Origin of the sequence: Undibacterium sp. MH2W (genome assembly GCF_049340215.1) — a bacterium.
GTDB lineage: Bacteria > Pseudomonadota > Gammaproteobacteria > Burkholderiales > Burkholderiaceae_D > Undibacterium.
The window spans coordinates 588,317-612,583 of sequence record NZ_JBMPPA010000002.1; the positions used below are offsets into that span (position 1 = coordinate 588,317).

A 24,267-nucleotide genomic window follows, 5' to 3' on the forward strand; every position below is an offset into this window, starting at 1 on the left:
AAATTGCTAAAGAGTAATTCTTAGCGCGGCATCGGGCAAGGTCTGGCCGCCGTGCCCGATCCATGCGCACGTTCATTTACTTTTCTTTTTTCGTTTTTTTGTTACCGGTTTTTTTGTAATCACTTCATGGCAAGCGCCCGTGATATCGGCATTATCGTAGTCGGTCCATCCATTGCTATCGACATAGCGAATATGTTTTTTGAGCTTGCTATTCAGAATGCTCCATTCAGGTTGTTCGTCTGGGAGGTGAATATTTCCCATATCAACCAGCGTATGGAAAACATTTTCAGTCGACAATTTGAATTGCTGATGTTTGCGTAATTGTTCAATCTTGTCCGGGAACTGTGTTTGATAGGCATCCGAGAACCAGATAAAAGACGGAATGTGAAATTCAAACTGTGTGTTATGTCCATGAAATGCTAACTGACAGTCGCCGTCGTAGAGCGTTTGCCCGTGATCAGACACGTACATCATTGATGTGAGTTGTTGACTGGCTTTGAGTCGTTGAATGACTTCAGCAAGAATGTGATCGGTGTACAAGACCGAATTGTCATAGCTGTTGTTTAACGCATCTTTATTGCTCAGATCAGTATATTCTGGGTCCACGATACCGAAGAGCGATGGTTGCCAACGATCAAAGGTTTTTGGATAGCGGTGGCTGTAGTTCCAGTGGTTCCCCAGCGTATGCAGAACGATGAGCTTTTTAGGGCGTGGATCCTGCATGGCGCGCATCAGTGGTGCCAATAAAACGTCATCAAAATTAGAGGTATTGGTGAACCCACCCAAATTGAGAAATTCGGTCACGTCGGCTTCGTTGGCAAAGGCGGAAACCGGGGTGTCAAATTTGCCGAAGCTCATTTGATTTGAAATCCAAAAGGTTTTGAACCCGGCTTCTTTGTAGGCAGTGAGGAAGGATTTTTCCGAAAATCCTGCCTTGAGTCCCATGGTGGCAGGCTTGCGCGAGATGATGATGGGGACAGATAAGCGGGTTGCTGTCACTGGCGTGACCATGTCTTTAAAGCTGACGAGATTACTCTCCGAGGCGAGCTCAGGATTGGTTTCACGTCGATATCCATTGAGACTCCAGCGATCAAAGCGGGAGGATTCTCCAATCACAAGCAAAACAGTTTGAGGAAGGGTTGGGTCGCCCTCCAATGTGGCATGGAAGCGGAAATTTCTGCTTTTCTCCGCCAATTGCTTGAGGTAGCTACGCTCCATCCAAAAATCGATAGCGTACGACACGAGACCAAAGGGCCACGTTTGCGTCATCACCTCTTCACTGTAAGGAATGTGTGCCCACGCCGGTAATTTGCCGGGACTTTTGACTAAACGGAGACGTAGTTGCTCTAACTGGGGATTCACAAAGGGAATCCCCTTCGTTTCTGTATTCACGACGACGCTTTCTGGTTCGTCTTCATCGCTTGCGTCCGATTTCGTTTGTGGTGCAATAGGGGTGGCTGCAATGCCGACCGAGTTGCCGTATTGCCAAATACCCGTACCAACCAACGCCACGGCAATCACGATCCAGCGCGAATAATGGCGCCACTCTAGCTCCGGTGTTGCTTTTGCCGCTCTTAGTAGCGCCCACCACCAAGTGACCAACCCGATCACGAGTAGCAACAATAGCCAAATTTTATGCCCTAAAAACTCCATCGCCTCAGATGGGCTTGTTTCGACGATGATGCCTAAGTGATGTGTCGAAATCCCTTGGCCGAAGTACATCCGTAAATAAATCTCCACGGGCGCCGCCAACATGGCAGGTAGCAACAAATAATGAAACCAACGCGGACGCTGCATCACCGCCCAGAAAACGATCCAAGCGATCACTTCGGTGACGAGTAATTGCCAACCATGGTTCAGTGGCTTACCGATAACGAGAGAAAAAAAGGCGACCGCGGACAGCAAACCATAGCTGCCTAGCAAGAAACACGTATTGGGTCGTAGTAAAAATTGCATTATTTGGTAGTCCGCCTTTCGCAGGCGAACGAATCAAGGGAAGAAGAGAGACGAACGTTGATTTCAAGCCCCTAGCCAATCCATCTAACCCATGAGGTGCATATCAATGAGTTCATCAATGGCTAATGCGCGAGATCAAAGCAACGAGCGAAAGCGCGACAATATAATGGATTTGTGCCCCAAACGGTGTGACTTTTCGTATCGCCAACAAATCGGAGCGTTCTGAGCGAAAAAGGCGGTGTGATCGTTCTATGTACGCTAGCAAGCGTGTGCGTTTCTTGACCATTTCATTGCTATCGATGCAAGGTTTTGCGGAAATACTTGATTTTCCGCAAAAGTTTCCTACTCTGAGAGACCGTATTTCATCACTTTAGTCAAGGTCTCTCCAGATAAAAAGCGTTGACAGGCTTGATCAAAGGGGCATAAAATTGCGAGTTCTCGATTTTGGGTTTGCACTTTTTAAATTCAGGCTTGCATACAAAATGCAAATGTGATGCCTAAAAAGCAGGCAGGTTCAGGTAGGTCTATCGGGCTCGTCTGAATATTCGGACGTAAAAAATGATTCTTAGTTCCCGGGCAACCGTTTCCGGGTTTATGTTTAACGTTGTATTTTGTTGGATTAAAAACGATGCCAACCATCAATCAACTGATTCGCCAACCACGTGTTTCCGCACGTGTAAAGAGCAAATCGCCGGCGCTGGAAAACAGCCCGCAGAAACGTGGCGTTTGCACCCGCGTTTATACTACAACTCCAAAAAAGCCTAACTCGGCTTTGCGTAAAGTTGCCAAAGTTCGCCTGACCAACGGTTTCGAAGTTATTTCGTACATCGGCGGTGAAGGTCATAACCTGCAAGAACATAGCGTAGTGTTGCTGCGCGGTGGTCGTGTTAAGGATTTGCCAGGTGTTCGTTACCATATGGTTCGCGGCGCATTGGATACCCAAGGCGTTAAAGACCGTAAGCAAGCTCGTTCCAAATATGGTTCTAAGCGCGCTAAGGCAGTTAAGAAGTAATTATCTCGTAATTTAATCTCCGTAAAATTTACGGATCAGTGTCGGTTCGGAATGAGCCGAGTAAGTGACCGGTTATGATGGCCTGTCGCGAGTGCCAGTAAAGTGTTATTTGGTGCTCAACTGAAGATTGAAAGGAATTGAAATGCCACGTCGTCGTGAGGTCCCGAAACGGGACGTATTGCCGGATCCAAAATTCGGTAATGTAGAAGTAGCAAAATTTGTTAACGTATTGATGTTGTCCGGCAAGAAGTCTGTTGCTGAAGGCATCATCTACGGTGCATTCGACCACATCCAACAAAAATCTGGTAAAGATCCATTGGAAGTGTTCGCTCTGGCAATCAACAATGCTAAACCACTGGTTGAGGTTAAATCTCGCCGTGTTGGTGGTGCAAACTACCAGGTGCCTGTAGAAGTTCGTCCAGTTCGCCGCTTAGCTTTGTCTATGCGTTGGTTGCGTGAAGCCGCTAACAAGCGTAGCGAAAAATCCATGCCACAACGTTTGGGTGGAGAGTTGCTGGAAGCCGCTGAAGGTCGTGGCGGTGCAATGAAGAAACGTGATGAAGTCCATCGTATGGCTGAAGCCAACAAGGCCTTCTCTCACTTCCGCTTCTAAGAGTAAGAGTAGGGAGCCTTTGTATGATATTTATGCAACGGCTCTGGCAAGTATTTTGAATCAGGCCGGGCGCGATTTTTACAAAAAAATTGCGCTCGGTTTTGTCCATTAAAAGATTTAGGATTATCTATGGCCCGTAAGACCCCCATTGAGCGCTACCGCAATATCGGTATTTCCGCTCACATTGATGCAGGTAAAACGACGACAACTGAACGCGTTCTGTACTACACCGGTGTAAATCACAAAATCGGTGAAGTGCATGACGGCGCTGCTACCATGGATTGGATGGAGCAAGAGCAGGAACGTGGTATTACCATTACTTCAGCAGCGACAACATGCTACTGGAGCGGTATGGCGAACAACTTCGCTCCTCACCACATCAACATCATCGATACACCAGGCCACGTTGACTTCACGATCGAAGTTGAACGTTCTATGCGTGTTCTCGACGGTGCTTGCATGGTTTACTGTGCGGTGGGCGGTGTTCAGCCTCAGTCTGAAACTGTATGGCGTCAGGCTAACAAGTACAAAGTTCCACGTTTGGCATTCGTCAACAAAATGGACCGTACGGGCGCGAACTTCTTCAAAGTGTACGATCAAATGCGTGCACGTTTGAAAGCGAACCCAGTTCCTTTGCAAGTACCTATCGGCGCTGAAGACTTGTTCGAAGGCGTGATCGATCTGGTGAAGATGAAAGCGATTATCTGGGATACAGCATCCCAAGGTATGAAGTTCGAATACCGTGATATTCCTGAGAATCTGGTTGCTGAAGCGCAAAAATGGCGTGAAAACATGGTTGAAGCAGCTGCTGAAGCCAGTGAAGAGTTGATGAACAAATACCTTGAAGAAGGTGATTTGCCAGAAGCTGACATCAAGCAAGCGTTGCGTGCACGTACTATCTCCAACGAAATCGTTCCTATGATGTGCGGTACTGCATTTAAGAACAAAGGCGTTCAGGCGATGTTGGATGCGGTTATTGAGTACTTGCCATCTCCAGTTGACATTCCACCAGTTCCTGGCGTGAATGAAGATGAAGAGCCAGTTGTACGTAAAGCAGAAGACACAGAGAAATTCTCTGCGTTGGCGTTTAAAATCGCTACTGACCCATTCGTTGGTCAATTGTGCTTTATCCGTTGCTACTCTGGTACATTGAATTCTGGCGACAGCGTTTACAACTCTGTTAAAGGTAAAAAAGAGCGTATCGGCCGTCTGGTTCAAATGCACGCGAACCAACGTGAAGAGATCAAAGAAATGATGGCGGGTGATATCGCTGCGGTTGTTGGTCTGAAAGACACAACAACTGGTGATACGCTGTGCGATGAAAAATCCATCGTTGTTCTGGAACGTATGGTGTTCCCAGAGCCAGTTATTTCTCAAGCTGTTGAGCCAAAAACAAAGGCTGACCAAGAGAAAATGGGCTTGGCACTGAACCGTTTGGCTGCTGAAGATCCATCTTTCCGCGTACGTACAGACGAAGAATCTGGTCAGACAATTATCGCCGGTATGGGTGAATTGCATCTGGACATTATCGTTGACCGTATGAAGCGTGAATTCAACGTGGAAGCTACTGTTGGTAAGCCACAAGTTGCATACCGCGAAACAATTCGCAAAGTATGTGAAGAAATCGAAGGTAAGTTCGTTAAGCAATCTGGTGGTCGCGGTCAATACGGTCACGTTGTATTGAAGATCGAACCGCAAGAACCAGGTAAAGGTTTTGAATTCATTGACGCGATCAAAGGCGGTACAGTTCCACGTGAATACATCCCTGCGGTTGAAAAAGGTGTTCGTGAAACATTGACTTCCGGTGTATTGGCTGGTTACCCAGTTGTTGACGTTAAAGTTACACTGTTCTTCGGTTCTTACCATGACGTTGACTCCAACGAAAACGCGTTCCGTATGGCGGCTTCGATGGCGTTCAAAGATGGCTGCCGCAAAGCAAGCCCAGTTATTCTGGAACCAATGATGGCTGTTGAAGTCGAAACACCAGAAGACTACGCTGGTACTGTGATGGGTGACTTGTCTTCCCGTCGTGGTATGGTTCAAGGTATGGATGAAATTGCTGGCGGTGGCGGCAAAATCATTAAAGCTGAAGTACCTTTGTCTGAGATGTTTGGTTACTCCACATCGCTGCGTTCAGCAACACAAGGTCGTGCAACATATTCCATGGAATTCAAGCACTACTCTGAAGCGCCTAAGAACGTTATCGATGCAATCGTAACATCTAAAGCTAAGTAATTCGTATTAAAAACCTGCCCCATGCCGGGGTAGGTATTATGTTAATAAATCGTTCTTTTTGAAGGAAGAATAAAATGGCAAAAGGTAAGTTCGAACGCACCAAGCCGCACGTCAACGTCGGTACAATTGGTCACGTTGATCACGGTAAAACTACACTGACAGCAGCGATTGCGACAGTTTTGTCCGCTAAATTCGGCGGCGAAGCGAAAAAATACGACGAAATCGACGCAGCACCAGAAGAAAAAGCACGTGGTATTACAATTAACACAGCGCACGTAGAATACGAAACAGCAGCACGTCACTACGCTCACGTTGACTGCCCAGGCCATGCTGACTATGTTAAAAACATGATTACTGGTGCAGCGCAGATGGACGGCGCGATCCTGGTTTGCTCCGCAGCAGACGGCCCAATGCCACAAACACGTGAACACATCCTGTTGGCTCGCCAAGTTGGTGTTCCATACATCATCGTGTTCCTGAACAAGTGCGACATGGTTGATGACGCTGAATTGTTGGAATTGGTTGAAATGGAAGTACGTGAGTTACTGTCCAAATACGAATTCCCAGGCGACGATTTGCCAATCATCCAAGGTTCCGCGAAATTGGCGCTTGAAGGCGACAAAGGTCCATTGGGCGAAGAAGCGATCATGAAATTGGCTGATGCATTGGACAGCTATATCCCAACACCAGAACGTGCAGTTGACGGCGCATTCTTGTTGCCAGTAGAAGACGTGTTCTCTATCTCTGGTCGCGGTACAGTAGTTACTGGTCGTGTTGAGCGCGGTATCGTTAAAGTTGGTGAAGAGATCGAAATCGTTGGTATCAAAGACACAGTAAAAACAACATGTACTGGCGTTGAAATGTTCCGCAAATTGCTGGATCAAGGTCAAGCTGGTGATAACGTTGGTGTATTGTTGCGCGGTACTAAGCGTGAAGATATCCAGCGCGGTCAAGTGTTGGCAAAACCAGGTTCAATCAAGCCACATAGCCACTTCACTGGTGAGATCTATGTATTGTCTAAAGATGAAGGTGGTCGTCATACACCATTCTTTAACAACTACCGTCCACAGTTCTACTTCCGTACAACGGACGTAACTGGTTCGATCGAGTTGCCAAAAGACAAAGAAATGGTTATGCCAGGTGATAACGTATCGATCACAGTAAAACTGATCAACCCGATCGCGATGGAAGAAGGCTTGCGCTTCGCTATCCGTGAAGGCGGTCGTACAGTTGGTGCGGGCGTTGTTGCAAAAATCATCGAGTAATTCGTAATTTTGTAGTACACTAGTCGGCTGCCGTGTTTTTAAGCACGTCAGCCGCTTTTTTTTTAGTATTCGCTCTTTGTAAAAATTGCCACGCTCCTTGAGTTGTTGGCTCGTTCTTTATAGGAATTAGCATGTCCACACAAAATCAAAAGATTCGCATTCGTCTGAAAGCATTCGATTACAAATTGATCGATCAATCTGCTTTGGAAATCGTTGAAACAGCAAAACGTACTGGCGCAGTTGTTAAAGGCCCAGTTCCACTGCCAACACGTATTCAACGTTTCGACGTATTGCGTTCCCCACACGTGAACAAAACTTCCCGTGACCAATTTGAAATCCGTACACACCAGCGTCTGATGGACATCGTTGACCCAACAGACAAAACAGTTGACGCTTTGATGAAGCTCGACTTGCCAGCTGGCGTTGATGTAGAAATCAAACTGCAATAATCAATCCGTTTGAACATTCGCTGATTTATTGTGTAAACGTAAATTGGCGAATTTAAAAGGAATTGACATACCACATTTTTTTGAAATTTCAAATAATTTGCGTTGTAAATAAAAAATTTGTGGGCTATAATCAAAGGCTTAAATGTAGGTTAGCTTCCGCTAACCTTTTCGTTTAAGTTTTTTAAACATCAGCCTCACCCAATCGTAGGTGAGAATGGAGAAAATAATGAGCTTGGGCCTAGTTGGTCGCAAGGTTGGCATGATGCGCATCTTTACAGATGACGGGGATTCGATTCCAGTTACTGTTTTAGACGTGTCAAACAACCGCGTGACGCAAGTCAAAACTCCTGAAACAGACGGTTACTCCGCTGTTCAGGTAACCTTCGGTCAGCGCCGTGCATCCCGCGTAACTAAAGCGGCTGCCGGTCACCTCGCAAAAGCAGGTGTTGAAGCTGGTACTGTATTAAAAGAATTTCGTGTTGATGCTGCTAAAGCTTCCGAAATGAAAGCTGGCGATGTTGTGCCTGTTGGATTGTTCGAAGCTGGTCAAAAAGTTGACGTGCAAGGCGTAACAATTGGTAAAGGCTATGCCGGTACCATTAAACGTCACCACTTCGCTTCTGGTCGTGCTACTCACGGTAACTCCCGTTCCCATAACGTTCCAGGTTCTATCGGTATGGCGCAGGATCCAGGTCGTGTTTTCCCTGGTAAGCGCATGACTGGTCACTTGGGTGACGTTACTCGCACTGTGCAAAATCTGGAAATCGCTCGCGTAGATGCAGAGCGTCAGTTGTTGCTGGTGAAGGGTGCTGTACCGGGTGCAAAAAATGGTCAGGTAGTGGTATCTCCTGCTGTTAAAGTTAAAGCAAAGAAGGGAGCCTAATCCATGGAACTGAAGCTCCTAAACGAACAAGGTCAAGCTGCAGCGAACGTCGTTGCTCCTGATACTATCTTCGGTCGTGATTACAACGAAGCCTTGATTCATCAAGTCGTTGTTGCATTCCAAGCGAACGCACGTAGCGGCAATCGCAAGCAAAAAGATCGTGAAGAAGTCCACCACACAACTAAGAAGCCTTGGCGTCAAAAAGGTACTGGTCGTGCACGTGCTGGTATGTCTTCCTCTCCTTTGTGGCGTGGCGGTGGTCGTATTTTCCCAAATACACCAGATGAGAACTTCTCTCACAAAGTTAACAAAAAGATGTATCGCGCAGGTATCTGCTCGATTCTGTCTCAGTTGGCTCGTGAAGGTCGTCTGAACGTGGTTGATGATGTTGCTGTTGATGCTCCGAAAACAAAATTGTTGACGGAAAAATTGAAAGCATTGGGTTGCCTGGATTCCGTTTTGATCATCACTGATGAATTCAACGAAAATCTGATGTTGGCAGCACGTAACTTGGCAAACGTTTTGGTTGTTGAGCCACGTTATGCTGATCCAGTTTCTTTGGTGTTCTACAAGAAAGTGTTGATCACTAAGCCAGCACTGGCAAAGATTGAGGAGATGCTGGCATGAGCGCATTAATCAAACATAGCGAAGAACGCCTGATGAAGGTGTTGCTGGCTCCTGTTATTTCTGAAAAAGCAACTATGGTTGCTGAGAAGAACGAGCAAGTGGTTTTCCTGGTAATGCCAGATGCAACCAAGCCAGAAATCAAAGCTGCCGTCGAATTGCTGTTTAAGGTTCAAGTTGAATCTGTACAAGTGGCAAATCGTCAAGGTAAACAAAAACGTACCGGTAGATTTAATGGCCGTCGCAATCATACAAAACGCGCTTTTGTATGCTTGAAGCCAGGTCAAGAAATCAACTTCACTGAGGGGGCATAAGCATGGCACTCGTTAAGATGAAGCCAACCTCACCAGGTCGTCGTGGTATGGTGAAAGTGGTAACAGAAGGCCTGTACAAAGGTCGTCCGTTTGCTGCTTTGTTGGAAAAGAAATCCAAAACTGCTGGCCGTAATAACAACGGTCACATCACTACCCGTCATATCGGTGGTGGTCATAAGCAGCATTATCGTATTGTTGACTTCAAACGCAACACAAAAGACGGTATTCCTGCAAAAGTAGAACGTATTGAATACGATCCTAACCGTACAGCACACATCGCATTGTTGTGCTTCGCGGACGGCGAACGTGCATACATCATCGCTACTAAAGGTATGGCTGTTGGTGATCAGGTGATGAGCGGCTCTCAAGCGCCAATCAAATCTGGTAACTGCTTGCCAATCCGTAACATCCCTGTTGGTACAACTATGCACTGCGTAGAAATGTTGCCAGGCAAGGGTGCTCAGATGGCACGTACAGCGGGTGCTGGCGTTGTTCTGATGGCGCGTGAAGGTACATACGCTCAAGTTCGTTTGCGTTCCGGTGAAGTGCGTCGCGTTCATATCGAATGCCGCGCAACGATCGGTGAAGTTGGTAACGGCGAGCACAATCTGCGTAAGATTGGTAAAGCTGGTGCGATGCGTTGGCGCGGTGTTCGTCCTACCGTTCGCGGTGTGGTCATGAATCCGATCGATCACCCGCACGGTGGTGGTGAAGGTAGAACTGCAGCAGGTCGTCATCCAGTTTCTCCATGGGGTCAACAGACCAAGGGCAAGAAGACACGTCGCAACAAGCGTACTACTTCGATGATCGTCTCACGCCGTGGTAAGAAATAAGGGATAAAACATGACACGTTCATTGAAAAAAGGGCCGTTCTGCGACGCCCACCTGGTGAAGAAAGTCGAAGCTGCGCAAGCAAACAAAGACAAAAAGCCAATCAAGACTTGGTCCCGTCGTTCGACAATTATGCCGGACTTCATCGGTTTGACCATTGCGGTACATAACGGTAAGCAACACGTACCAGTTTATGTTTCCGAAAACATGGTTGGTCACAAGCTCGGCGAATTTGCGCTGACCCGTACGTTCAAGGGTCACGCTGCCGATAAAAAGGCTAAGAAATAAGGACCGATGATGGAAACTAAAGCTAATCTTCGCGGTGTGCGTCTGTCTGAGCAAAAAGGTCGCCTCGTGGCAGATCTGATCCGTGGTAAAAAAGTAGATCAGGCATTGAATATCCTGGCATTCAGCCCGAAAAAAGGTGCTGCAATCATTAAGAAAGTGTTGGAGTCTGCAATTGCAAACGCCGAGCACAACGATGGTGCAGATATCGACGAGCTGAAAGTGACAAGTATCTATGTCGAAAAAGGTGCGATTCTGAAGCGTTTCACAGCACGCGCTAAGGGTCGTGGTGATCGTATCTCTAAACAATCCTGTCACATTTATGTGACTGTCGGTAACTAAGGAGTCACGATGGGACAGAAGATACATCCAACCGGTTTCCGTCTTGCGGTAACACGTAACTGGTCTTCACGTTGGTATGCAGGCAACGGCAATTTCGCTGCTATGCTCGGTGAAGATCTGAAAGTACGTGAGTACCTGAAGAAAAAACTGAAAAACGCATCTGTAGGCCGCATCACTATTGAGCGTCCAGCGAAAAACGCACGTATTACAATTTACAGCTCCCGTCCAGGCGTTGTAATCGGTAAAAAAGGCGAAGACATCGAAGTATTGAAAGCTGAATTGTCTAAGATGATGGGCGTGCCAGTTCACGTGAACATCGAAGAAATTCGCAAGCCAGAAATCGATGCTCAATTGATCGCTGATTCGATCGCTCAACAGCTCGAAAAACGTATTATGTTCCGCCGCGCGATGAAACGTGCGATGCAAAACGCAATGCGTTTGGGTGCTCAAGGCATCAAGATCATGTCCGGTGGTCGTTTGAACGGTATTGAGATCGCACGTAAAGAATGGTATCGCGAAGGCCGTGTGCCTCTGCATACATTGCGCGCTGATATCGACTACGGTTTTGGCGAAGCATCCACAACATACGGCATTATTGGCGTAAAAGTGTGGGTCTACAAAGGTGATCGTTTAGCAAATGGCGATGCGCCTGTTATCGAAGCGACTCCAGAAGACGACAAAAAACGTCGTGGTCCACGTCGTGACGATGGCAAGCCAAACAGCCGTCCACGTGCTAAGCGTCCTGAAGGGCAAAATACAACTGGTGCAGCAGCTCCAGCAGCCAAGCGCGTACGCGCAAAAGCTGACGCTGCAGCTCCAGCTGAGAAAGCAGGAGAATAATCATGCTGCAACCAGCACGCAGAAAATATCGTAAGGAGCAAAAAGGCCGTAACAAGGGGATTTCTCATTCCCGTGGTACAGCTGTTTCCTTCGGTGAGTTTGGCTTGAAAGCGGTTGGCCGTGGTCGTATCACAGCGCGTCAGATCGAAGCTGCGCGTCGTGCGATGACACGTCATATTAAACGTGGTGGTCGTATTTGGATCCGCGTTTTCCCGGACAAGCCAATTTCCCAGAAACCTGCAGAGGTTCGTATGGGTAATGGTAAAGGTAATCCAGAGTACTACGTTGCCGAGATTCAACCAGGCAAGATGTTGTACGAAATGGATGGTGTCGATGAAGCGCTGGCACGCGAAGCGTTCCGCTTGGCTGCAGCTAAATTGCCGTTGATGACTACGTTCGTCGTCCGTCAAGTCGGCCAATAATAGGAGTTGTAAATGAAAGTATCTGAACTCCAAGGTAAAGATCAAGCGGCTTTGACCAAAGAACTGAATGATCTGTTGAAGGCACAATTCAGCCTGCGTATGCAAATCGCTACACAGCAACTGACTAACACTTCACAGTTGAAAAAAGTTCGTCGTGACATCGCACGTGTTAAAACCGTCATGAACCAGAAGGATGCCAAATAATGAACGATCAAGTTAAAGTGGCATTGAAGCGCACATTAATTGGCAAAGTTGTGTCAGACAAGATGGACAAAACCGTAACAGTGGTTGTTGAACGTCACGTCAAACATCCTTTGTATGGCAAGATCATCGTACGTACTGCAAAGTACCACGCACACGATGAAGCGAACCAGGCAAAAGCTGGCGACACAGTTGAGATCCAAGAAGGCCGTCCAATCTCCAAGACTAAAGCTTGGACAGTGACACGTGTGGTTCAAGTAGCACAAGTCGTATAAATTTATTGCACAAAAATTTTTTTGATGTAATAATGATGGGCTGTCATTTGCAATACATGTAAATGACAGCCTAAATGTCTTTCGCAACACCCTCTCGTTGTGAAAGTGGTTAAAAAATCGTCCACCTAATCAGTTGGCTCGTGCATTGTAGGTTATGTAGGGGTTGGCTGGCAGGACCAAGACTGACTACAAGCTTGCATTGTGCAAGTGATGTGGATTAAGTTGGGAAAGAGAACATTATGATTCAAACAGAAAGCCGGCTGGAAGTGGCTGACAATACTGGTGCGCGCGAAGTTTTGTGCATCAAAGTATTGGGCGGTTCCAAGCGTCGTTATGCGGGTATCGGTGATGTAATTAAAGTCACTGTGAAGTCTGCTGCTCCACGCGGTCGTGTAAAAAAAGGTGAAATTTACAACGCCGTGGTTGTGAGAACAGCTAAGGGTGTTCGTCGTCAAGATGGCTCGTTGGTCAAATTTGATGGCAACGCTGCAGTATTATTGAATGCAAAGCTTGAGCCAATCGGCACTCGTATTTTCGGCCCAGTAACACGCGAACTGCGTACTGAGCGCTTCATGAAAATCGTGTCTTTGGCTCCAGAAGTGCTGTAAGGAGTCGTGATGAATAAAATTCGTAAAAACGACGAAGTCATCGTCTTGACGGGTAAAGACAAAGGTAAACGTGGTCAGGTGCAAGCATGCATCGACAGCGATTACGTTGTTGTAGCAGGCATTAATGTCGCTAAAAAAGCAGTTAAGCCAAACCCAATGACTGGCGCAGTAGGTGGCATCGTTGATAAATTGATGCCGATTCATGTGTCAAATGTTGCGTTGTTCAACGCTGCATCTGGCAAAGCAGACCGTGTAGGCTTTAAGGTCGTGGATGGTAAGAAAGTCCGCGTCTACAAGTCGACTGGCGAAGTTGTGAAGGCATAACATCATGGCCCGTCTACAAGCATTATATAAAGAAAAAATCGTTGCGGCGCTGACTGAAAAGTACGCGTACAAGTCTTCGATGGAAGTTCCACGTATCTTGAAAATCACCCTGAACATGGGTTTGTCTGAAGCAATCGCTGACAAAAAGATTATCGAGCATGCTGTTGGTGACTTGACCAAAATCGCTGGCCAAAAGCCTGTCGTGACTAAAGCACGTAAAGCGATCGCTGGTTTTAAAATCCGTGAAGGCTATCCAATCGGTTGTATGGTTACTTTGCGTGGCGCTCAGATGTATGAATTCCTGGATCGTTTCATCACTGTGGCATTGCCACGTGTACGTGACTTCCGTGGTGTTTCTGGTCGTGCGTTTGATGGTCGTGGTAACTACAATATCGGTGTCAAGGAACAGATCATTTTCCCTGAAATCGAGTACGACAAGATCGACGCATTGCGTGGTATGAACATCAGTATCACGACAACAGCAAAGACCGACGAAGAAGCGAAAGCACTCCTCGCCGCATTTAAATTTCCGTTCAGAAACTGAGGTCGCCATGGCAAAATTGGCACTGATTAATCGTGAGCAAAAGCGTGCAGATTTGGTGAAGAAATTCGCTGGTAAGCGCGCCGAATTGAAGGCCATCATTGATGACCAATCAAAAACTGAAGAAGAGCGTTATATCGCTCGCCTGAAGTTGCAGGCTTTGCCACGTAATTCTAATCCGACCCGCCAGCGTAATCGTTGCGCTTTGACAGGTCGCCCACGTGGCACATTCCGTAAATTCGGTTTGGGCCGTATTAAACTCCGTGAAGTCGCCATGCGTGGTGAAATCCCGGGTATGACTAAAGCCAGCTGGTAATAGGAGAATAAGCAATGAGTATGAGCGATCCTATCGCCGATATGCTGACCCGCATTCGTAACGCACAAGTTGTTCAAAAAACTGTAGTTGCGATGCCGTCTTCCAAAGTAAAAGTTGCTATTGCAAACGTACTTAAAGACGAAGGTTACATTGAAGATTTCGCAGTTTTGGAAACTGCAGGTAAGTCCGAATTAAAAATCGGCTTGAAATATTATGCAGGACGTCCTGTTATTGAGCGTTTGGAACGTGTTTCACGTCCAGGTCTCCGTATTTACAAAGGTAAAGACGAGATTCCAAGCGTGATGAACGGTTTGGGCGTGGCCATTGTGTCCACACCAAAAGGCGTCATGACTGACCGCAAAGCGCGCGCAACCGGTGTCGGTGGCGAAGTTATTTGCTACGTCGCCTAAGGAGTGAAAGATGTCTCGAGTAGGTAAGATGCCAATCGCTTTGCCGGCCGGTGCAGAAGTTGCAATTTCAGCAGAGCAGATTACAGTAAAAGGTCCTATGGGCGTATTGACACAAAGCTTAAACGGCTTAGTGACAATTGCGAACGACAACGGCACTTTGAGTTTTTCACCAGCCAATGATGGCCGTGAAGCTAATGCTATGACAGGCACATTACGTGCTTTGGTCAATAACATGGTAAGCGGTGTTACTAAAGGCTTCGAAAGAAAACTCACATTGGTCGGCGTTGGTTACAAAGCGCAAGCTCAAGGTGACAAATTGAATTTGTCTTTAGGTTTTTCACACCCAGTTGTACATCAAATGCCAGCTGGCGTTTCTTGTGCTACGCCAACACCTACTGAAATCCTGATCAAAGGGGTTAACAAGCAGCAAGTAGGTCAAGTGGCAGCTGAAGTCCGTGCATACCGCAGCCCAGAGCCTTATAAAGGCAAGGGTGTCCGTTATGCGGACGAAGTGGTTGTGATTAAAGAAACCAAGAAGAAGTAATAGGGGTTGACGATGGACAAGAAACAATCACGTCTGCGCCGCGCACGTCAAACCCGTGCCAAGATCGCAGAACTCAAAGTGAACCGCCTGGCCGTGCATCGCACCAACATGCATATCTACGCAAACATTATTGGCCCAGACGCCAAAGTGTTGGCATCTGCTTCGACAGTCGAAGCAGAAGTACGTGCAGAGTTGGCTGGCAAATCCGGTGCGGGTGGCAACACCTCCGCCGCGACTTTGATCGGCAAGCGTGTAGCAGAGAAGGCAATCAAAGCAGGGGTTACCGAAGTTGCGTTTGACCGCTCCGGTTTCCGTTACCATGGCCGCATCAAGGCGCTTGCAGAAGCTGCCCGCGAAGCTGGCTTGAAGTTCTAAGGAAAATTTGTCATGGCAAAAATGCAAGCAAAAACAGCAGCCGACAAGCCGGATGATGGCATGCGCGAAAAAATGATCGCGATCAACCGTGTAACCAAAGTGGTTAAGGGTGGTCGTATCATGGGTTTCGCTGCGTTGACAGTCGTAGGTGACGGCGATGGCCGTATCGGTATGGGCAAAGGAAAATCGAAAGAAGTTCCAGTAGCCGTACAAAAAGCGATGGAAGAAGCACGTCGTAAGATGATTAAAGTGACTTTAAAGAACGGTACTTTGCAGCACACCGTTACTGGTAAGCACGGCGCATCTTCCGTCATGATTTCTCCTGCAAAAGAAGGTACTGGCGTTATCGCTGGTGGCCCAATGCGCGCGATTTTTGAAGTAATGGGTATTGTTAACGTCGTTGCTAAATCCAACGGCTCAACAAATCCTTACAACATGGTTCGTGCGACTTTGAATGGTCTGGCTAAGATGAGTACTCCATCTGAAATCGCTGCAAAGCGTGGCAAGACCGTTGAAGAAATCCTCGGTTAAGGAGAGCGCGATGACTAAGACAGTAAAAGTACAATTGGTCAAAGGTCTGATCGGCACACGCCAAGATCACCGTGCAACCGTACGTGGTCTGGGCCTGCGTCGTGTCAATTCAGTTTCTGAGTTGGAAGACACACCAGCAGTACGCGGCATGATCAACAAAGTCTCGTATCTTGTGAAGGTTGTAGCGTAAGTCGCAAGGCTTATGTTCGGAGCAAATTATGGAATTGAATAACATCCAACCTGCTGATGGCGCAAAACACTACAAACGTCGTGTTGGTCGTGGTATCGGTTCAGGTTTAGGTAAGACAGCGGGTCGCGGCCATAAAGGTCAAAAATCCCGTTCGGGCGGCTTCCACAAAGTCGGTTTCGAGGGCGGTCAGATGCCTCTGCAACGTCGTTTGCCAAAACGTGGTTTTAAATCACTGGCAACACCATACAAAGCAGAAGTTCGTTTGACAGACCTGGAAAATCTTCCAGTCACTGAAATTGACATCTTAGCTTTGAAACAAGCTGGTGTTGTTTCTGATCTCGCACGTGTAGTTCGCGTGATCTTGTCTGGCGAAATTTCCAAGAAAGTCACTTTGAACGGCTTGATCGTCACTAAAGGCGCTAAAGCTGCAATCGAAGCTGCTGGCGGTACAATCGCTTAATTCAGTGCAGACACCGGAGCAATAATTGGCAACATCTCCACAACAAGCTAAAAGTGCAGCAAGCGGATTTCCCTGGGGGCGACTCTGGTTTTTGCTTGCAGCACTGGTTGTCTACAGGATTGGTGCTCACGTGCCAGTGCCTGGTATAGATCCAACTGCATTGGCGGACCTGTTCAAGCAAAACCAAGGCGGTATTTTGGGTATGTTTAACATGTTCTCCGGTGGTGCATTATCACGGTTTACCGTGTTTGCACTCGGGATCATGCCGTATATTTCGGCATCGATTATCATGCAGTTGATGTCTATCGTTTCTCCACAACTGGAAGCGCTGAAGAAAGAAGGCGAATCCGGTCGTAGAAAAATTACTCAATATACTCGGTATGGCACTCTGCTGTTAGCGACGGTGCAGGCATATTTTATTGCGTTTGGGTTGGAAGCCCAGCCAGGGTTGGTTCTCGATCCCGGTATGGCATTCCGTCTCACTACTGTAGTAACGTTGGTAACTGGAACGATGTTTCTGATGTGGCTAGGCGAGCAGATTACGGAGCGTGGTTTGGGTAATGGTATCTCCATTATCATCTTCGCAGGTATCGCTGCTGGTTTGCCGAATGCCTTAGGTAACTTGTTTGAACTGGTTCGTACAGGTTCTATGCATCCGGCATCGGTCTTGTTGATCTGTGTGATTGCGGCTGCGGTAACGTATCTGGTGGTTTTTGTGGAACGTGGTCAGCGTAAAATCCTGGTCAACTACGCAAAACGTCAGGTTGGTAATAAAGTGTATGGCGGGCAAAGTAGTCATTTGCCGTTGAAGTTGAATATGGCAGGTGTTATTCCTCCGATCTTCGCTTCTTCCATTATTTTGTTCCCAGCGACGATTACTAGCTGGTTCACCAAAGGCGCAGGCGCTTCTACAAGCGGGTTTATCACCTTCTTGAAGGATCTCGCAGCGTCGATGGCACCAGGCGAGCCGATTCACGCTTTGTTGTATGCAGCTGCGATCATTTTCTTCTGCTTCTTTTATACCGCATTGGTATTTAACAGCAAAGAAACAGCTGACAACTTGAAGAAGAGTGGCGCGTTTGTTCCGGGAATTCGTCCAGGTGATCAAACAGCACGCTATATCGATAAGATCTTGATGCGTTTGACACTGGCCGGTGCGGTTTATATTACGCTGGTTTGTTTATTACCTGAATTCTTGATCGCCAAGTGGAAGGTACCATTTTATTTCGGCGGTACTTCGCTGCTGATTATCGTGGTCGTTACCATGGATTTCATGGCGCAAGTTCAGAATTATGTAATGTCCCAGCAGTATGAATCGCTTCTTCGTAAAGCAAATTTCAAGGGCGGGATTCCTTCTCGGTAATTGCCTGAAGGAACAGCAGATCGAATGGCAAAAGACGACGTTATACAGATGCAGGGCGAGATTCTTGAGAATCTTCCGAATGCAACATTTCGAGTTAAGTTGGAAAACGGGCATGTTGTACTAGGCCATATTTCCGGGAAGATGCGAATGAACTATATTCGTATTCTTCCAGGTGATAAGGTGACAGTGGAATTGACGCCTTATGATTTGAGCCGGGCGCGAATAGTGTTCCGTACCAAGTAAATTAAATTGTATTAAAAGGGAAGAGGGCAAAAATGAAAGTTCTCGCATCAGTTAAGCGGATTTGCCGCAACTGCAAAATCATCAAGCGCAAAGGTGTTGTTCGTGTTATTTGCACAGAACCACGCCATAAACAGCGCCAAGGTTAATTAACGTTATTGAACGAGGAATAACGAATGGCACGTATCGCAGGGGTTAATATCCCAAATCATCAGCATACCGTAATCGGCTTAACAGCTATCTATGGTATTGGCCGTCCACGCTCACAGAAAATCTGTGAAGCAACAGGTGTTTTGACCAATAAAAAGGTTAAAGATCTGGATGACAACGAACTCGAGAAGCTTCGCGACGAAATCGGTAAATTTATCGTCGAAGGCGACTTGCGTCGTGAATTGTCCATGAACATCAAACGCTTGATGGACTTGGGTTGCTATCGCGGCTTGCGCCATCGTAAAGGCTTGCCTTGCCGTGGTCAACGTACACGTACTAACGCACGTACACGTAAAGGCCCACGTAAAGCAGCTCAATCTCTGAAGAAATAATCCAGGCTAGCCCGGATCCAAGGAAATTATTATGGCAAAAGCACAAAATAACGCAGCAGCAGCACGTGCTCGTAAGAAAGTTAAAAAGAACGTTGCAGAAGGTATTGCTCACGTTCACGCTTCTTTCAATAACACCATCATCACGATCACTGATCGTCAAGGCAATGCGCTCTCTTGGGCAACTGCTGGCGGTGCTGGTTTTAAAGGCTCACGTAAATCTACTCCTTTCGCGGCGCAGGTTGCAGCGGAAGCAGCAGGTAAAGTTGCTGTTGAATGCGGTATCAAAAATCTGGAAGTTCGCATCAAAGGCCCAGGCCCAGGTCGTGAATCTTCAGTTCGCGCATTGAACAATCTCGGTATCAAGATTTCTTTGATCCAAGACGTAACTCCAGTTCCACATAACGGCTGCCGCCCTCCAAAGCGTCGTCGTATCTAAGCAGCATTATTTGTTGCTAGCGTTCTGACGGATTTTCCGTTAGAATGCAAGCCCGCCATTTTGTTGGCGGGTTTTGTGTTGGGAATTTTTATTTCAGGCATTTTTTACGTAGTAAAAGACGTAAGGGTGTCTTTAAGACCACTGTCTGATAGCAGGTAGATCAGACTAGCGCAGCTCTGCTCTGCGTCATTAATTAAAGGAAAATACTGTGGCACGTTATATCGGACCAAAAGCTAAGTTATCCCGTCGCGAAGGCACGGATCTGTTTCTGAAAAGCGCACGTCGCTCTTTAGATTCAAAATGCAAACTCGACGCTAAACCAGGTCAACATGGTCGCACTTCCGGTGCTCGTACCTCTGACTTCGGTAACCAATTGCGCGAAAAGCAAAAAGTTAAACGTATGTACGGTATCTTGGAACGCCAATTCCGCCGTTACTTCGCTGAAGCCGATCGTCAAAAAGGCAACACTGGCGAAACATTGTTGAAATTGTTGGAATCCCGTTTGGACAACGTTGCATACCGTATGGGCTTCGGTTCCACACGTGCAGAAGCGCGCCAATTGGTGAGCCACAAAGCATTCACAGTGAACGGTATTGTTGTTAACATCGCTTCTTACCAAGTGAAAGCTGGTGATGTTGTTGCTGTTCGCGAAAAAGCGAAAAAGCAAGTTCGTATCGCTGAAGCCCTGTCTTTGGCAGAACAAGGTGGTATGCCATCTTGGGTTGCTGTTGATGCGAAGAAAATGGAAGGTACTTTCAAGTCCATGCCAGATCGTAGCGACATCGCTCACGATGTCAACGAATCCCTGATCGTTGAATTGTATTCTCGTTAATATTAAGTTTCACGGCCTGCCTGTTTTCGACAGGCAGGCTTTTTCTTTAATGCCATCAGCCTTATCGGTGTAACGAACCGAGGGTATTGAAAAGGACATTTCATGCAAAACAATCTGTTGAAACCACGTATCATTGATGTGGAAATGCTCGGTGCCGGTCACGCTAAAGTGACGATGGAACCGTTTGAACGTGGCTATGGCCACACACTGGGTAACGCGTTGCGCCGCGTATTGCTGTCGACAATGACAGGTTACGCGCCAACCGAAGTAACTATCGGTGGTGTTGTTCATGAGTATTCTTCCCTCGATGGCGTGCAAGAAGACGTCGTTGATATTCTGTTGAACTTGAAAGGTGTTGTATTCAAGTTGCACAACCGTGATGAAGTTACTTTGACATTGAAGAAAGATGGCGAAGGCGCAGTATTGGCTTCCGATATCGATCTTCCACACGATGTTGAGTTGATTAACCCAGATCACGTGATCGCTAATTTGACTGCTGGCGGCAAGCTCGACATGCAAATCAAAGTAGAAAAAGGTCGCGGCTATGTACCAGGTAACGTTCGTCGCTTGTCTGAAGATGCGAACAAAACTATCGGTCGTATGATTCTGGATGCATCGTTCTCTCCAGTGCGTCGTGTTTCTTATGCCGTTGAGTCCGCTCGTGTTGAACAGCGTACTGATCTGGATAAGCTGGTGATCAACATCGAAACAAACGGTGTAATTTCCCCTGAAGAAGCGATCCGTCAATCTGCTCGCGTCTTGGTTGATCAATTGAACGTGTTTGCTGCTCTGGAAGGCACTGAAGCCGCTGCTGAAGCACCATCTCGTGCTCCTGCAGTTGATCCAGTTCTGTTGCGTCCAGTGGATGATCTGGAATTGACAGTACGTTCTGCGAACTGCTTGAAAGCAGAAAACATTTACTACATTGGTGACTTGATCCAACGTAGCGAAAATGAACTGTTGAAGACACCAAACTTGGGTCGCAAGTCTTTGAATGAGATCAAAGAAGTGTTGGCTTCCCGTGGTTTGTCTTTGGGCATGAAATTGGAAAACTGGCCACCTGCTGGCTTGGAAAAATAATTTGTATCCTCGGGCAGCGTTGCTGCCCGAATTTAACCGTAGTACCGACCGGCCCGCGCTAATTGAGTTCATTGGTGAGCAATGATTAGCGATAGAAGAGCTGGCTTTTTTAAAACTTGAAAGGAATTACCATGCGTCATCGTCACGGCTTACGTAAGCTGAATCGTACCTCTTCCCACCGTTTAGCAATGTTGCGCAACATGACAGTTTCCCTGTTGCGTCACGAAGCAATCAAAACAACTCTGCCAAAAGCAAAAGAACTGCGCCGCGTTATCGAGCCGATTCTGACTTTGGGTAAAACAGACACATTGGCAAACAAGCGTTTGGCTTTCTCCCGTCTGCGTGATCGCGAAATGGTTGTTAAGTTGTTTGCTGAATTGGGCCCACGTTACGCAAATCGTAACGGCGGTTACCTGCGTATCCTGAAAATGGGTTTCCGCGTTGGTGACAATGCTCCTATGGCTTACGTTGAACTGCTGGATCGTCCAGAAGTTTCCGACGCAGCTGAAACACCAGAAGTATAATTGTCCACGGAACGCGTTTTATCTGTTCCGTAGAATTGAAAAAAGCCGCCCAGCTAGTCTGTGCGGTTTTTTTTTGACCTCATAAATACCGACATTGAACGATATTGATCGTTTGATGTGTAATCGTACATTCGTACAATCGTGCAATCCGTTCAAGCTTTTGCTGCTCTTGATACAATAGAGGACAATGAAAGAAATCATGGACCAAGTACTGTTAGTAATCACGAGTTGTCCCGACAAAACGACAGCACTGTCACTTGCGCAGACGCTGCTTGAAAAAAAGTTAGCGGCGTGTGTGAACGTTATGCCTGAAGTTATGTCTTTATACACATGGAATGAAAAGCAAGAAGTGGCGACCGAGGTCTTGTTGCAAATAAAGACGACAAATCATCGTTATCCAGAACTCCAAGCTTGTATTGTCGAAAATCATTCCTATGAAGTACCAGAAATAATCGCAATGCCCATTGTCGAAGGCCTTCCTGCTTATCTGCAATGGGTTCATGAACAAACAGGACGTCAATGAAACTGCCTCGTAATTCCACCGTGATGCGCATCACTCATCCTTTTTACCTCATGCTGCAAGTGTTGCTCATCGCTGCTTGCTTATTTCTAACCACGCGCGCCGGCGCGGAGGATTTTCTTGATCCAGAAGTCGCATTTACGGCGGCAGCGAAAATGGTCGAGCCTGGGACGGCGGAAGTAACTTTGACCATTGCCGATGGCTATTACTTGTATAGGGAACGGCTGAAATTTACTTCGGAAGATGCGCAATTGGGAGAGCCAGTACTTCCAAAAGGAAAAGTCAAATTTGATGAGACCTTTCAAAAAGAAGTAGAAACCTATCGCCACTCGGTTGTGATCAGAATTCCAGTCAAAGCGGAACATGAATTTAGTCTCAAAGTTGTTCGCCAAGGATGTGCTGATCAAGGCTTATGTTATCCCCCACTGGAAAGTGTTTTTAAGTTGCCAGTATCTGGCGCTGCCTCAGGGAAGGTTGATAGCGCCGCACCAGCGCAAGGAGTTTTACCGGCGGATCAAGGAAGTGGTGTAACAACGTCGTCGACAGCACAGCCAGCGGATGCCGAAAGTAACAGTATCAGCGCCGCATTGAAGAGTGGGAAGTTATTGGTCATCTTGCCCTTATTCTTTGTATTGGGGCTTGGACTTTCGCTGACCCCATGCGTATTGCCAATGGTGCCAATTCTGTCTTTTATCATCGTTGGCGAGGGTGTTGGCGTGAGTCGCCTTCGTGCCTTTCTATTATCCGTCGCCTATGTGTTGGGCATGTCGTTGGTCTACACGGGCATGGGTATTGGCGCTGGCTTAGCGGGCGAAGGTTTAGCTGCCACATTGCAGAACCCTTGGGTATTGAGCGCATTCGCATTGCTGATGGTGGTGTTTGCACTGTCGATGTTTAATGTGTACCAATTGCAAATGCCGGCTGCGCTTCAGACCAAATTGACTGAGGTGTCAGAGGGGCAGCGAAACAGCAAGCTCGGAAAGCTTTTCGGCGTGTTTTTGATGGGCGCGGTCTCTGCCTTGATCGTTGGGCCTTGTGTGACGGGTCCTCTCCTTGGCGCGTTGGTCTACATCAGTCAGACCCGTGACATCCTTGTCGGTGGAGCCGCGATGTTTGCGATAGCGATTGGGATGGGTGTTCCCCTGTTGCTGTTAGGTTTATCCGCGGGTAGTTTGTTACCCCGCGCTGGTGTTTGGATGGAGAGTATCAAGCATTTCTTTGGTGTTCTGATGCTGGCGATGGCGTTGTGGATGGTTTCACCTGTTTTGCCAGTGTGGGCGCAAATGCTGGGATGGGCGGCTTTATTCATTGGTTATGGCGTTTACCAATTATTCTTCCAACGTTCTGGTCTCTTTGCAAAAACCGTCGGCGTTATTTTTGCGTTACTCGGTACCATCCAACTGGTGGGTGTCGCTAGCGGTGGACGCGATATCTATGCGCCACTCGCGCATTTGATGGGTACCGAAGCGCCTAAAGTTACCTTTACACGTGTCCGGACGATTGCCGAATTAGACGCAGCCATTGCCCAGAACAAAGGCAAGATGGCGATGCTCGATTTTTATGCGGATTGGTGCGTGTCTTGTAAAGAAATGGAAAAGCTGACCTTCCCTCAAGCGCAGGTCAAAGCACATCTCGATACCATGCTGTTGTTACAAGTCGATGTGACAGCCAATAACGCCGATGATAAGGCGTTGTTGAAACGATTTAACTTGTTTGGCCCACCAGGCATTATTTTCTTTAATAGTGCCGGCGCAGAAATCGCAGATGGACGTGTGGTTGGCTTCCAGGATGCAGATAAATTCTTGCAATCGTTGATTAAAAACGAAGCAAAGAAGTAATGTCGTAAACCAGCGAAGGTAACAGCGCGATCCTCTTCGTGCCTTG

Annotated in this window: 36 protein-coding genes; 35 read left to right on the plus strand and 1 reads right to left on the minus strand. The window is 47.2% G+C overall.

The genetic code is table 11. The annotated features are described in order from the left end of the window. Positions 1-72 precede the first annotated feature (72 nt). Complete coding sequence (locus tag ACO0K2_RS06880) at positions 73-1,956, minus strand: phosphoethanolamine transferase (RefSeq protein WP_423017101.1); 1,884 nt, start codon at positions 1,954-1,956, stop codon at positions 73-75. A gap of 628 nt (positions 1,957-2,584) precedes the next feature. On the opposite strand from ACO0K2_RS06880, the gene rpsL reads away from it, so the two are divergent. The 35 genes from rpsL (at position 2,585) to dsbD (ending at position 24,221) form a co-directional block, all read left to right on the plus strand. Beyond that, positions 2,585-2,968, plus strand: coding sequence for a 30S ribosomal protein S12 (rpsL, locus tag ACO0K2_RS06885; RefSeq protein WP_186913921.1), 384 nt, complete (start codon positions 2,585-2,587; stop codon positions 2,966-2,968). A 142-nt stretch (positions 2,969-3,110) separates the two neighbouring features. Then, the gene (rpsG, locus tag ACO0K2_RS06890; RefSeq protein ID WP_162039546.1) at positions 3,111-3,581 is read left to right on the plus strand and encodes a 30S ribosomal protein S7; all 471 of its coding nucleotides are present in this window, start codon (positions 3,111-3,113) and stop codon (positions 3,579-3,581) included. Between the two features lie 129 nt (positions 3,582-3,710). Continuing rightward, positions 3,711-5,816 (plus strand): elongation factor G, encoded by a 2,106-nt coding sequence (gene fusA, locus ACO0K2_RS06895; protein WP_423017103.1) that lies wholly within the window; start codon positions 3,711-3,713, stop codon positions 5,814-5,816. 74 nt (positions 5,817-5,890) lie between these two features. Then, the gene (gene tuf, locus ACO0K2_RS06900; protein WP_423016974.1) at positions 5,891-7,081 is read left to right on the plus strand and encodes an elongation factor Tu; all 1,191 of its coding nucleotides are present in this window, start codon (positions 5,891-5,893) and stop codon (positions 7,079-7,081) included. A 131-nt stretch (positions 7,082-7,212) separates the two neighbouring features. Beyond that, entirely contained in the window at positions 7,213-7,530 is a 318-nt protein-coding gene (gene rpsJ, locus ACO0K2_RS06905) for a 30S ribosomal protein S10 (protein WP_110255911.1), read from the plus strand. A 226-nt stretch (positions 7,531-7,756) separates the two neighbouring features. After that, a complete protein-coding gene (gene rplC, locus ACO0K2_RS06910) occupies positions 7,757-8,413 on the plus strand; it encodes a 50S ribosomal protein L3 (protein ID WP_186911229.1) in 657 nt (218 codons plus the stop codon). A 3-nt stretch (positions 8,414-8,416) separates the two neighbouring features. Next, a complete protein-coding gene (rplD, locus tag ACO0K2_RS06915; RefSeq protein ID WP_423001154.1) occupies positions 8,417-9,040 on the plus strand; it encodes a 50S ribosomal protein L4 in 624 nt (207 codons plus the stop codon). After that, the gene (gene rplW, locus ACO0K2_RS06920) at positions 9,037-9,351 is read left to right on the plus strand and encodes a 50S ribosomal protein L23 (protein ID WP_186911227.1); all 315 of its coding nucleotides are present in this window, start codon (positions 9,037-9,039) and stop codon (positions 9,349-9,351) included. The genes rplD and rplW overlap by 4 nt, the downstream gene beginning before the upstream one ends. Positions 9,352-9,353: 2 nt before the next feature. Then, the gene (gene rplB / locus ACO0K2_RS06925) at positions 9,354-10,184 is read left to right on the plus strand and encodes a 50S ribosomal protein L2 (protein ID WP_423017105.1); all 831 of its coding nucleotides are present in this window, start codon (positions 9,354-9,356) and stop codon (positions 10,182-10,184) included. Between the two features lie 10 nt (positions 10,185-10,194). Next, positions 10,195-10,470, plus strand: a complete 276-nt coding sequence (gene rpsS, locus ACO0K2_RS06930) for a 30S ribosomal protein S19 (protein ID WP_124574225.1) — start codon at positions 10,195-10,197, stop codon at positions 10,468-10,470. A 6-nt stretch (positions 10,471-10,476) separates the two neighbouring features. Beyond that, entirely contained in the window at positions 10,477-10,809 is a 333-nt protein-coding gene (gene rplV, locus ACO0K2_RS06935) for a 50S ribosomal protein L22 (RefSeq protein WP_423017107.1), read from the plus strand. Positions 10,810-10,818: 9 nt separating this feature from the next. Beyond that, positions 10,819-11,649: a 30S ribosomal protein S3 gene (rpsC, locus tag ACO0K2_RS06940; RefSeq protein WP_423017109.1), complete on the plus strand. Its 831-nt coding sequence runs from the start codon at positions 10,819-10,821 to the stop codon at positions 11,647-11,649. Between the two features lie 2 nt (positions 11,650-11,651). After that, positions 11,652-12,071, plus strand: a complete 420-nt coding sequence (gene rplP, locus ACO0K2_RS06945; RefSeq protein ID WP_186911223.1) for a 50S ribosomal protein L16 — start codon at positions 11,652-11,654, stop codon at positions 12,069-12,071. Positions 12,072-12,083: 12 nt separating this feature from the next. After that, complete coding sequence (gene rpmC / locus ACO0K2_RS06950; RefSeq protein ID WP_162021780.1) at positions 12,084-12,275, plus strand: 50S ribosomal protein L29; 192 nt, start codon at positions 12,084-12,086, stop codon at positions 12,273-12,275. Next, positions 12,275-12,547 carry a 30S ribosomal protein S17 gene (gene rpsQ / locus ACO0K2_RS06955; RefSeq protein WP_162039553.1) on the plus strand — a complete coding sequence of 91 codons (273 nt, stop codon included), beginning with the start codon at positions 12,275-12,277 and terminating at the stop codon, positions 12,545-12,547. The genes rpmC and rpsQ overlap by 1 nt, the downstream gene beginning before the upstream one ends. A 239-nt stretch (positions 12,548-12,786) precedes the next feature. Next, entirely contained in the window at positions 12,787-13,155 is a 369-nt protein-coding gene (gene rplN, locus ACO0K2_RS06960; RefSeq protein WP_006464924.1) for a 50S ribosomal protein L14, read from the plus strand. A 9-nt stretch (positions 13,156-13,164) separates the two neighbouring features. Next, positions 13,165-13,479 carry a 50S ribosomal protein L24 gene (rplX, locus tag ACO0K2_RS06965; protein ID WP_423017111.1) on the plus strand — a complete coding sequence of 105 codons (315 nt, stop codon included), beginning with the start codon at positions 13,165-13,167 and terminating at the stop codon, positions 13,477-13,479. A gap of 4 nt (positions 13,480-13,483) precedes the next feature. Next, on the plus strand, positions 13,484-14,023 hold the full coding sequence (rplE, locus tag ACO0K2_RS06970) for a 50S ribosomal protein L5 (protein ID WP_186911221.1): 540 nt from the start codon (positions 13,484-13,486) through the stop codon (positions 14,021-14,023). A 7-nt stretch (positions 14,024-14,030) separates the two neighbouring features. Continuing rightward, complete coding sequence (gene rpsN, locus ACO0K2_RS06975) at positions 14,031-14,336, plus strand: 30S ribosomal protein S14 (protein WP_186911220.1); 306 nt, start codon at positions 14,031-14,033, stop codon at positions 14,334-14,336. Positions 14,337-14,350: 14 nt separating this feature from the next. Beyond that, positions 14,351-14,746 (plus strand): 30S ribosomal protein S8, encoded by a 396-nt coding sequence (gene rpsH, locus ACO0K2_RS06980; protein WP_176804273.1) that lies wholly within the window; start codon positions 14,351-14,353, stop codon positions 14,744-14,746. A 10-nt stretch (positions 14,747-14,756) separates the two neighbouring features. Then, the gene (gene rplF, locus ACO0K2_RS06985; RefSeq protein ID WP_423017113.1) at positions 14,757-15,290 is read left to right on the plus strand and encodes a 50S ribosomal protein L6; all 534 of its coding nucleotides are present in this window, start codon (positions 14,757-14,759) and stop codon (positions 15,288-15,290) included. A gap of 12 nt (positions 15,291-15,302) precedes the next feature. Then, positions 15,303-15,665, plus strand: coding sequence for a 50S ribosomal protein L18 (gene rplR / locus ACO0K2_RS06990; RefSeq protein WP_423017115.1), 363 nt, complete (start codon positions 15,303-15,305; stop codon positions 15,663-15,665). A 12-nt stretch (positions 15,666-15,677) separates the two neighbouring features. Further along, positions 15,678-16,196, plus strand: coding sequence for a 30S ribosomal protein S5 (gene rpsE, locus ACO0K2_RS06995; RefSeq protein ID WP_110255927.1), 519 nt, complete (start codon positions 15,678-15,680; stop codon positions 16,194-16,196). A gap of 10 nt (positions 16,197-16,206) precedes the next feature. After that, entirely contained in the window at positions 16,207-16,386 is a 180-nt protein-coding gene (rpmD, locus tag ACO0K2_RS07000; RefSeq protein ID WP_186911217.1) for a 50S ribosomal protein L30, read from the plus strand. 28 nt (positions 16,387-16,414) lie between these two features. Continuing rightward, positions 16,415-16,846, plus strand: coding sequence for a 50S ribosomal protein L15 (gene rplO, locus ACO0K2_RS07005; RefSeq protein ID WP_423017117.1), 432 nt, complete (start codon positions 16,415-16,417; stop codon positions 16,844-16,846). A 25-nt stretch (positions 16,847-16,871) separates the two neighbouring features. Continuing rightward, a complete protein-coding gene (gene secY / locus ACO0K2_RS07010; RefSeq protein WP_423017119.1) occupies positions 16,872-18,209 on the plus strand; it encodes a preprotein translocase subunit SecY in 1,338 nt (445 codons plus the stop codon). A gap of 24 nt (positions 18,210-18,233) precedes the next feature. Then, positions 18,234-18,452, plus strand: a complete 219-nt coding sequence (gene infA, locus ACO0K2_RS07015) for a translation initiation factor IF-1 (protein ID WP_005663428.1) — start codon at positions 18,234-18,236, stop codon at positions 18,450-18,452. Between the two features lie 32 nt (positions 18,453-18,484). After that, positions 18,485-18,598 (plus strand): 50S ribosomal protein L36, encoded by a 114-nt coding sequence (gene rpmJ, locus ACO0K2_RS07020; protein WP_014004415.1) that lies wholly within the window; start codon positions 18,485-18,487, stop codon positions 18,596-18,598. 27 nt (positions 18,599-18,625) lie between these two features. Beyond that, complete coding sequence (rpsM, locus tag ACO0K2_RS07025; protein ID WP_186884641.1) at positions 18,626-18,991, plus strand: 30S ribosomal protein S13; 366 nt, start codon at positions 18,626-18,628, stop codon at positions 18,989-18,991. Between the two features lie 31 nt (positions 18,992-19,022). Beyond that, positions 19,023-19,427: a 30S ribosomal protein S11 gene (gene rpsK / locus ACO0K2_RS07030; RefSeq protein WP_110255932.1), complete on the plus strand. Its 405-nt coding sequence runs from the start codon at positions 19,023-19,025 to the stop codon at positions 19,425-19,427. Between the two features lie 208 nt (positions 19,428-19,635). Beyond that, positions 19,636-20,259, plus strand: coding sequence for a 30S ribosomal protein S4 (rpsD, locus tag ACO0K2_RS07035; RefSeq protein ID WP_423017121.1), 624 nt, complete (start codon positions 19,636-19,638; stop codon positions 20,257-20,259). Between the two features lie 102 nt (positions 20,260-20,361). Beyond that, positions 20,362-21,339 (plus strand): DNA-directed RNA polymerase subunit alpha, encoded by a 978-nt coding sequence (locus tag ACO0K2_RS07040; protein ID WP_423017123.1) that lies wholly within the window; start codon positions 20,362-20,364, stop codon positions 21,337-21,339. Positions 21,340-21,470: 131 nt separating this feature from the next. Beyond that, positions 21,471-21,863 carry a 50S ribosomal protein L17 gene (gene rplQ / locus ACO0K2_RS07045; protein WP_423017125.1) on the plus strand — a complete coding sequence of 131 codons (393 nt, stop codon included), beginning with the start codon at positions 21,471-21,473 and terminating at the stop codon, positions 21,861-21,863. Positions 21,864-22,062: 199 nt separating this feature from the next. Next, entirely contained in the window at positions 22,063-22,386 is a 324-nt protein-coding gene (gene cutA / locus ACO0K2_RS07050) for a divalent-cation tolerance protein CutA (RefSeq protein WP_423017127.1), read from the plus strand. Continuing rightward, entirely contained in the window at positions 22,383-24,221 is a 1,839-nt protein-coding gene (gene dsbD, locus ACO0K2_RS07055) for a protein-disulfide reductase DsbD (RefSeq protein WP_423017129.1), read from the plus strand. The genes cutA and dsbD overlap by 4 nt, the downstream gene beginning before the upstream one ends. Positions 24,222-24,267 lie beyond the last annotated feature (46 nt).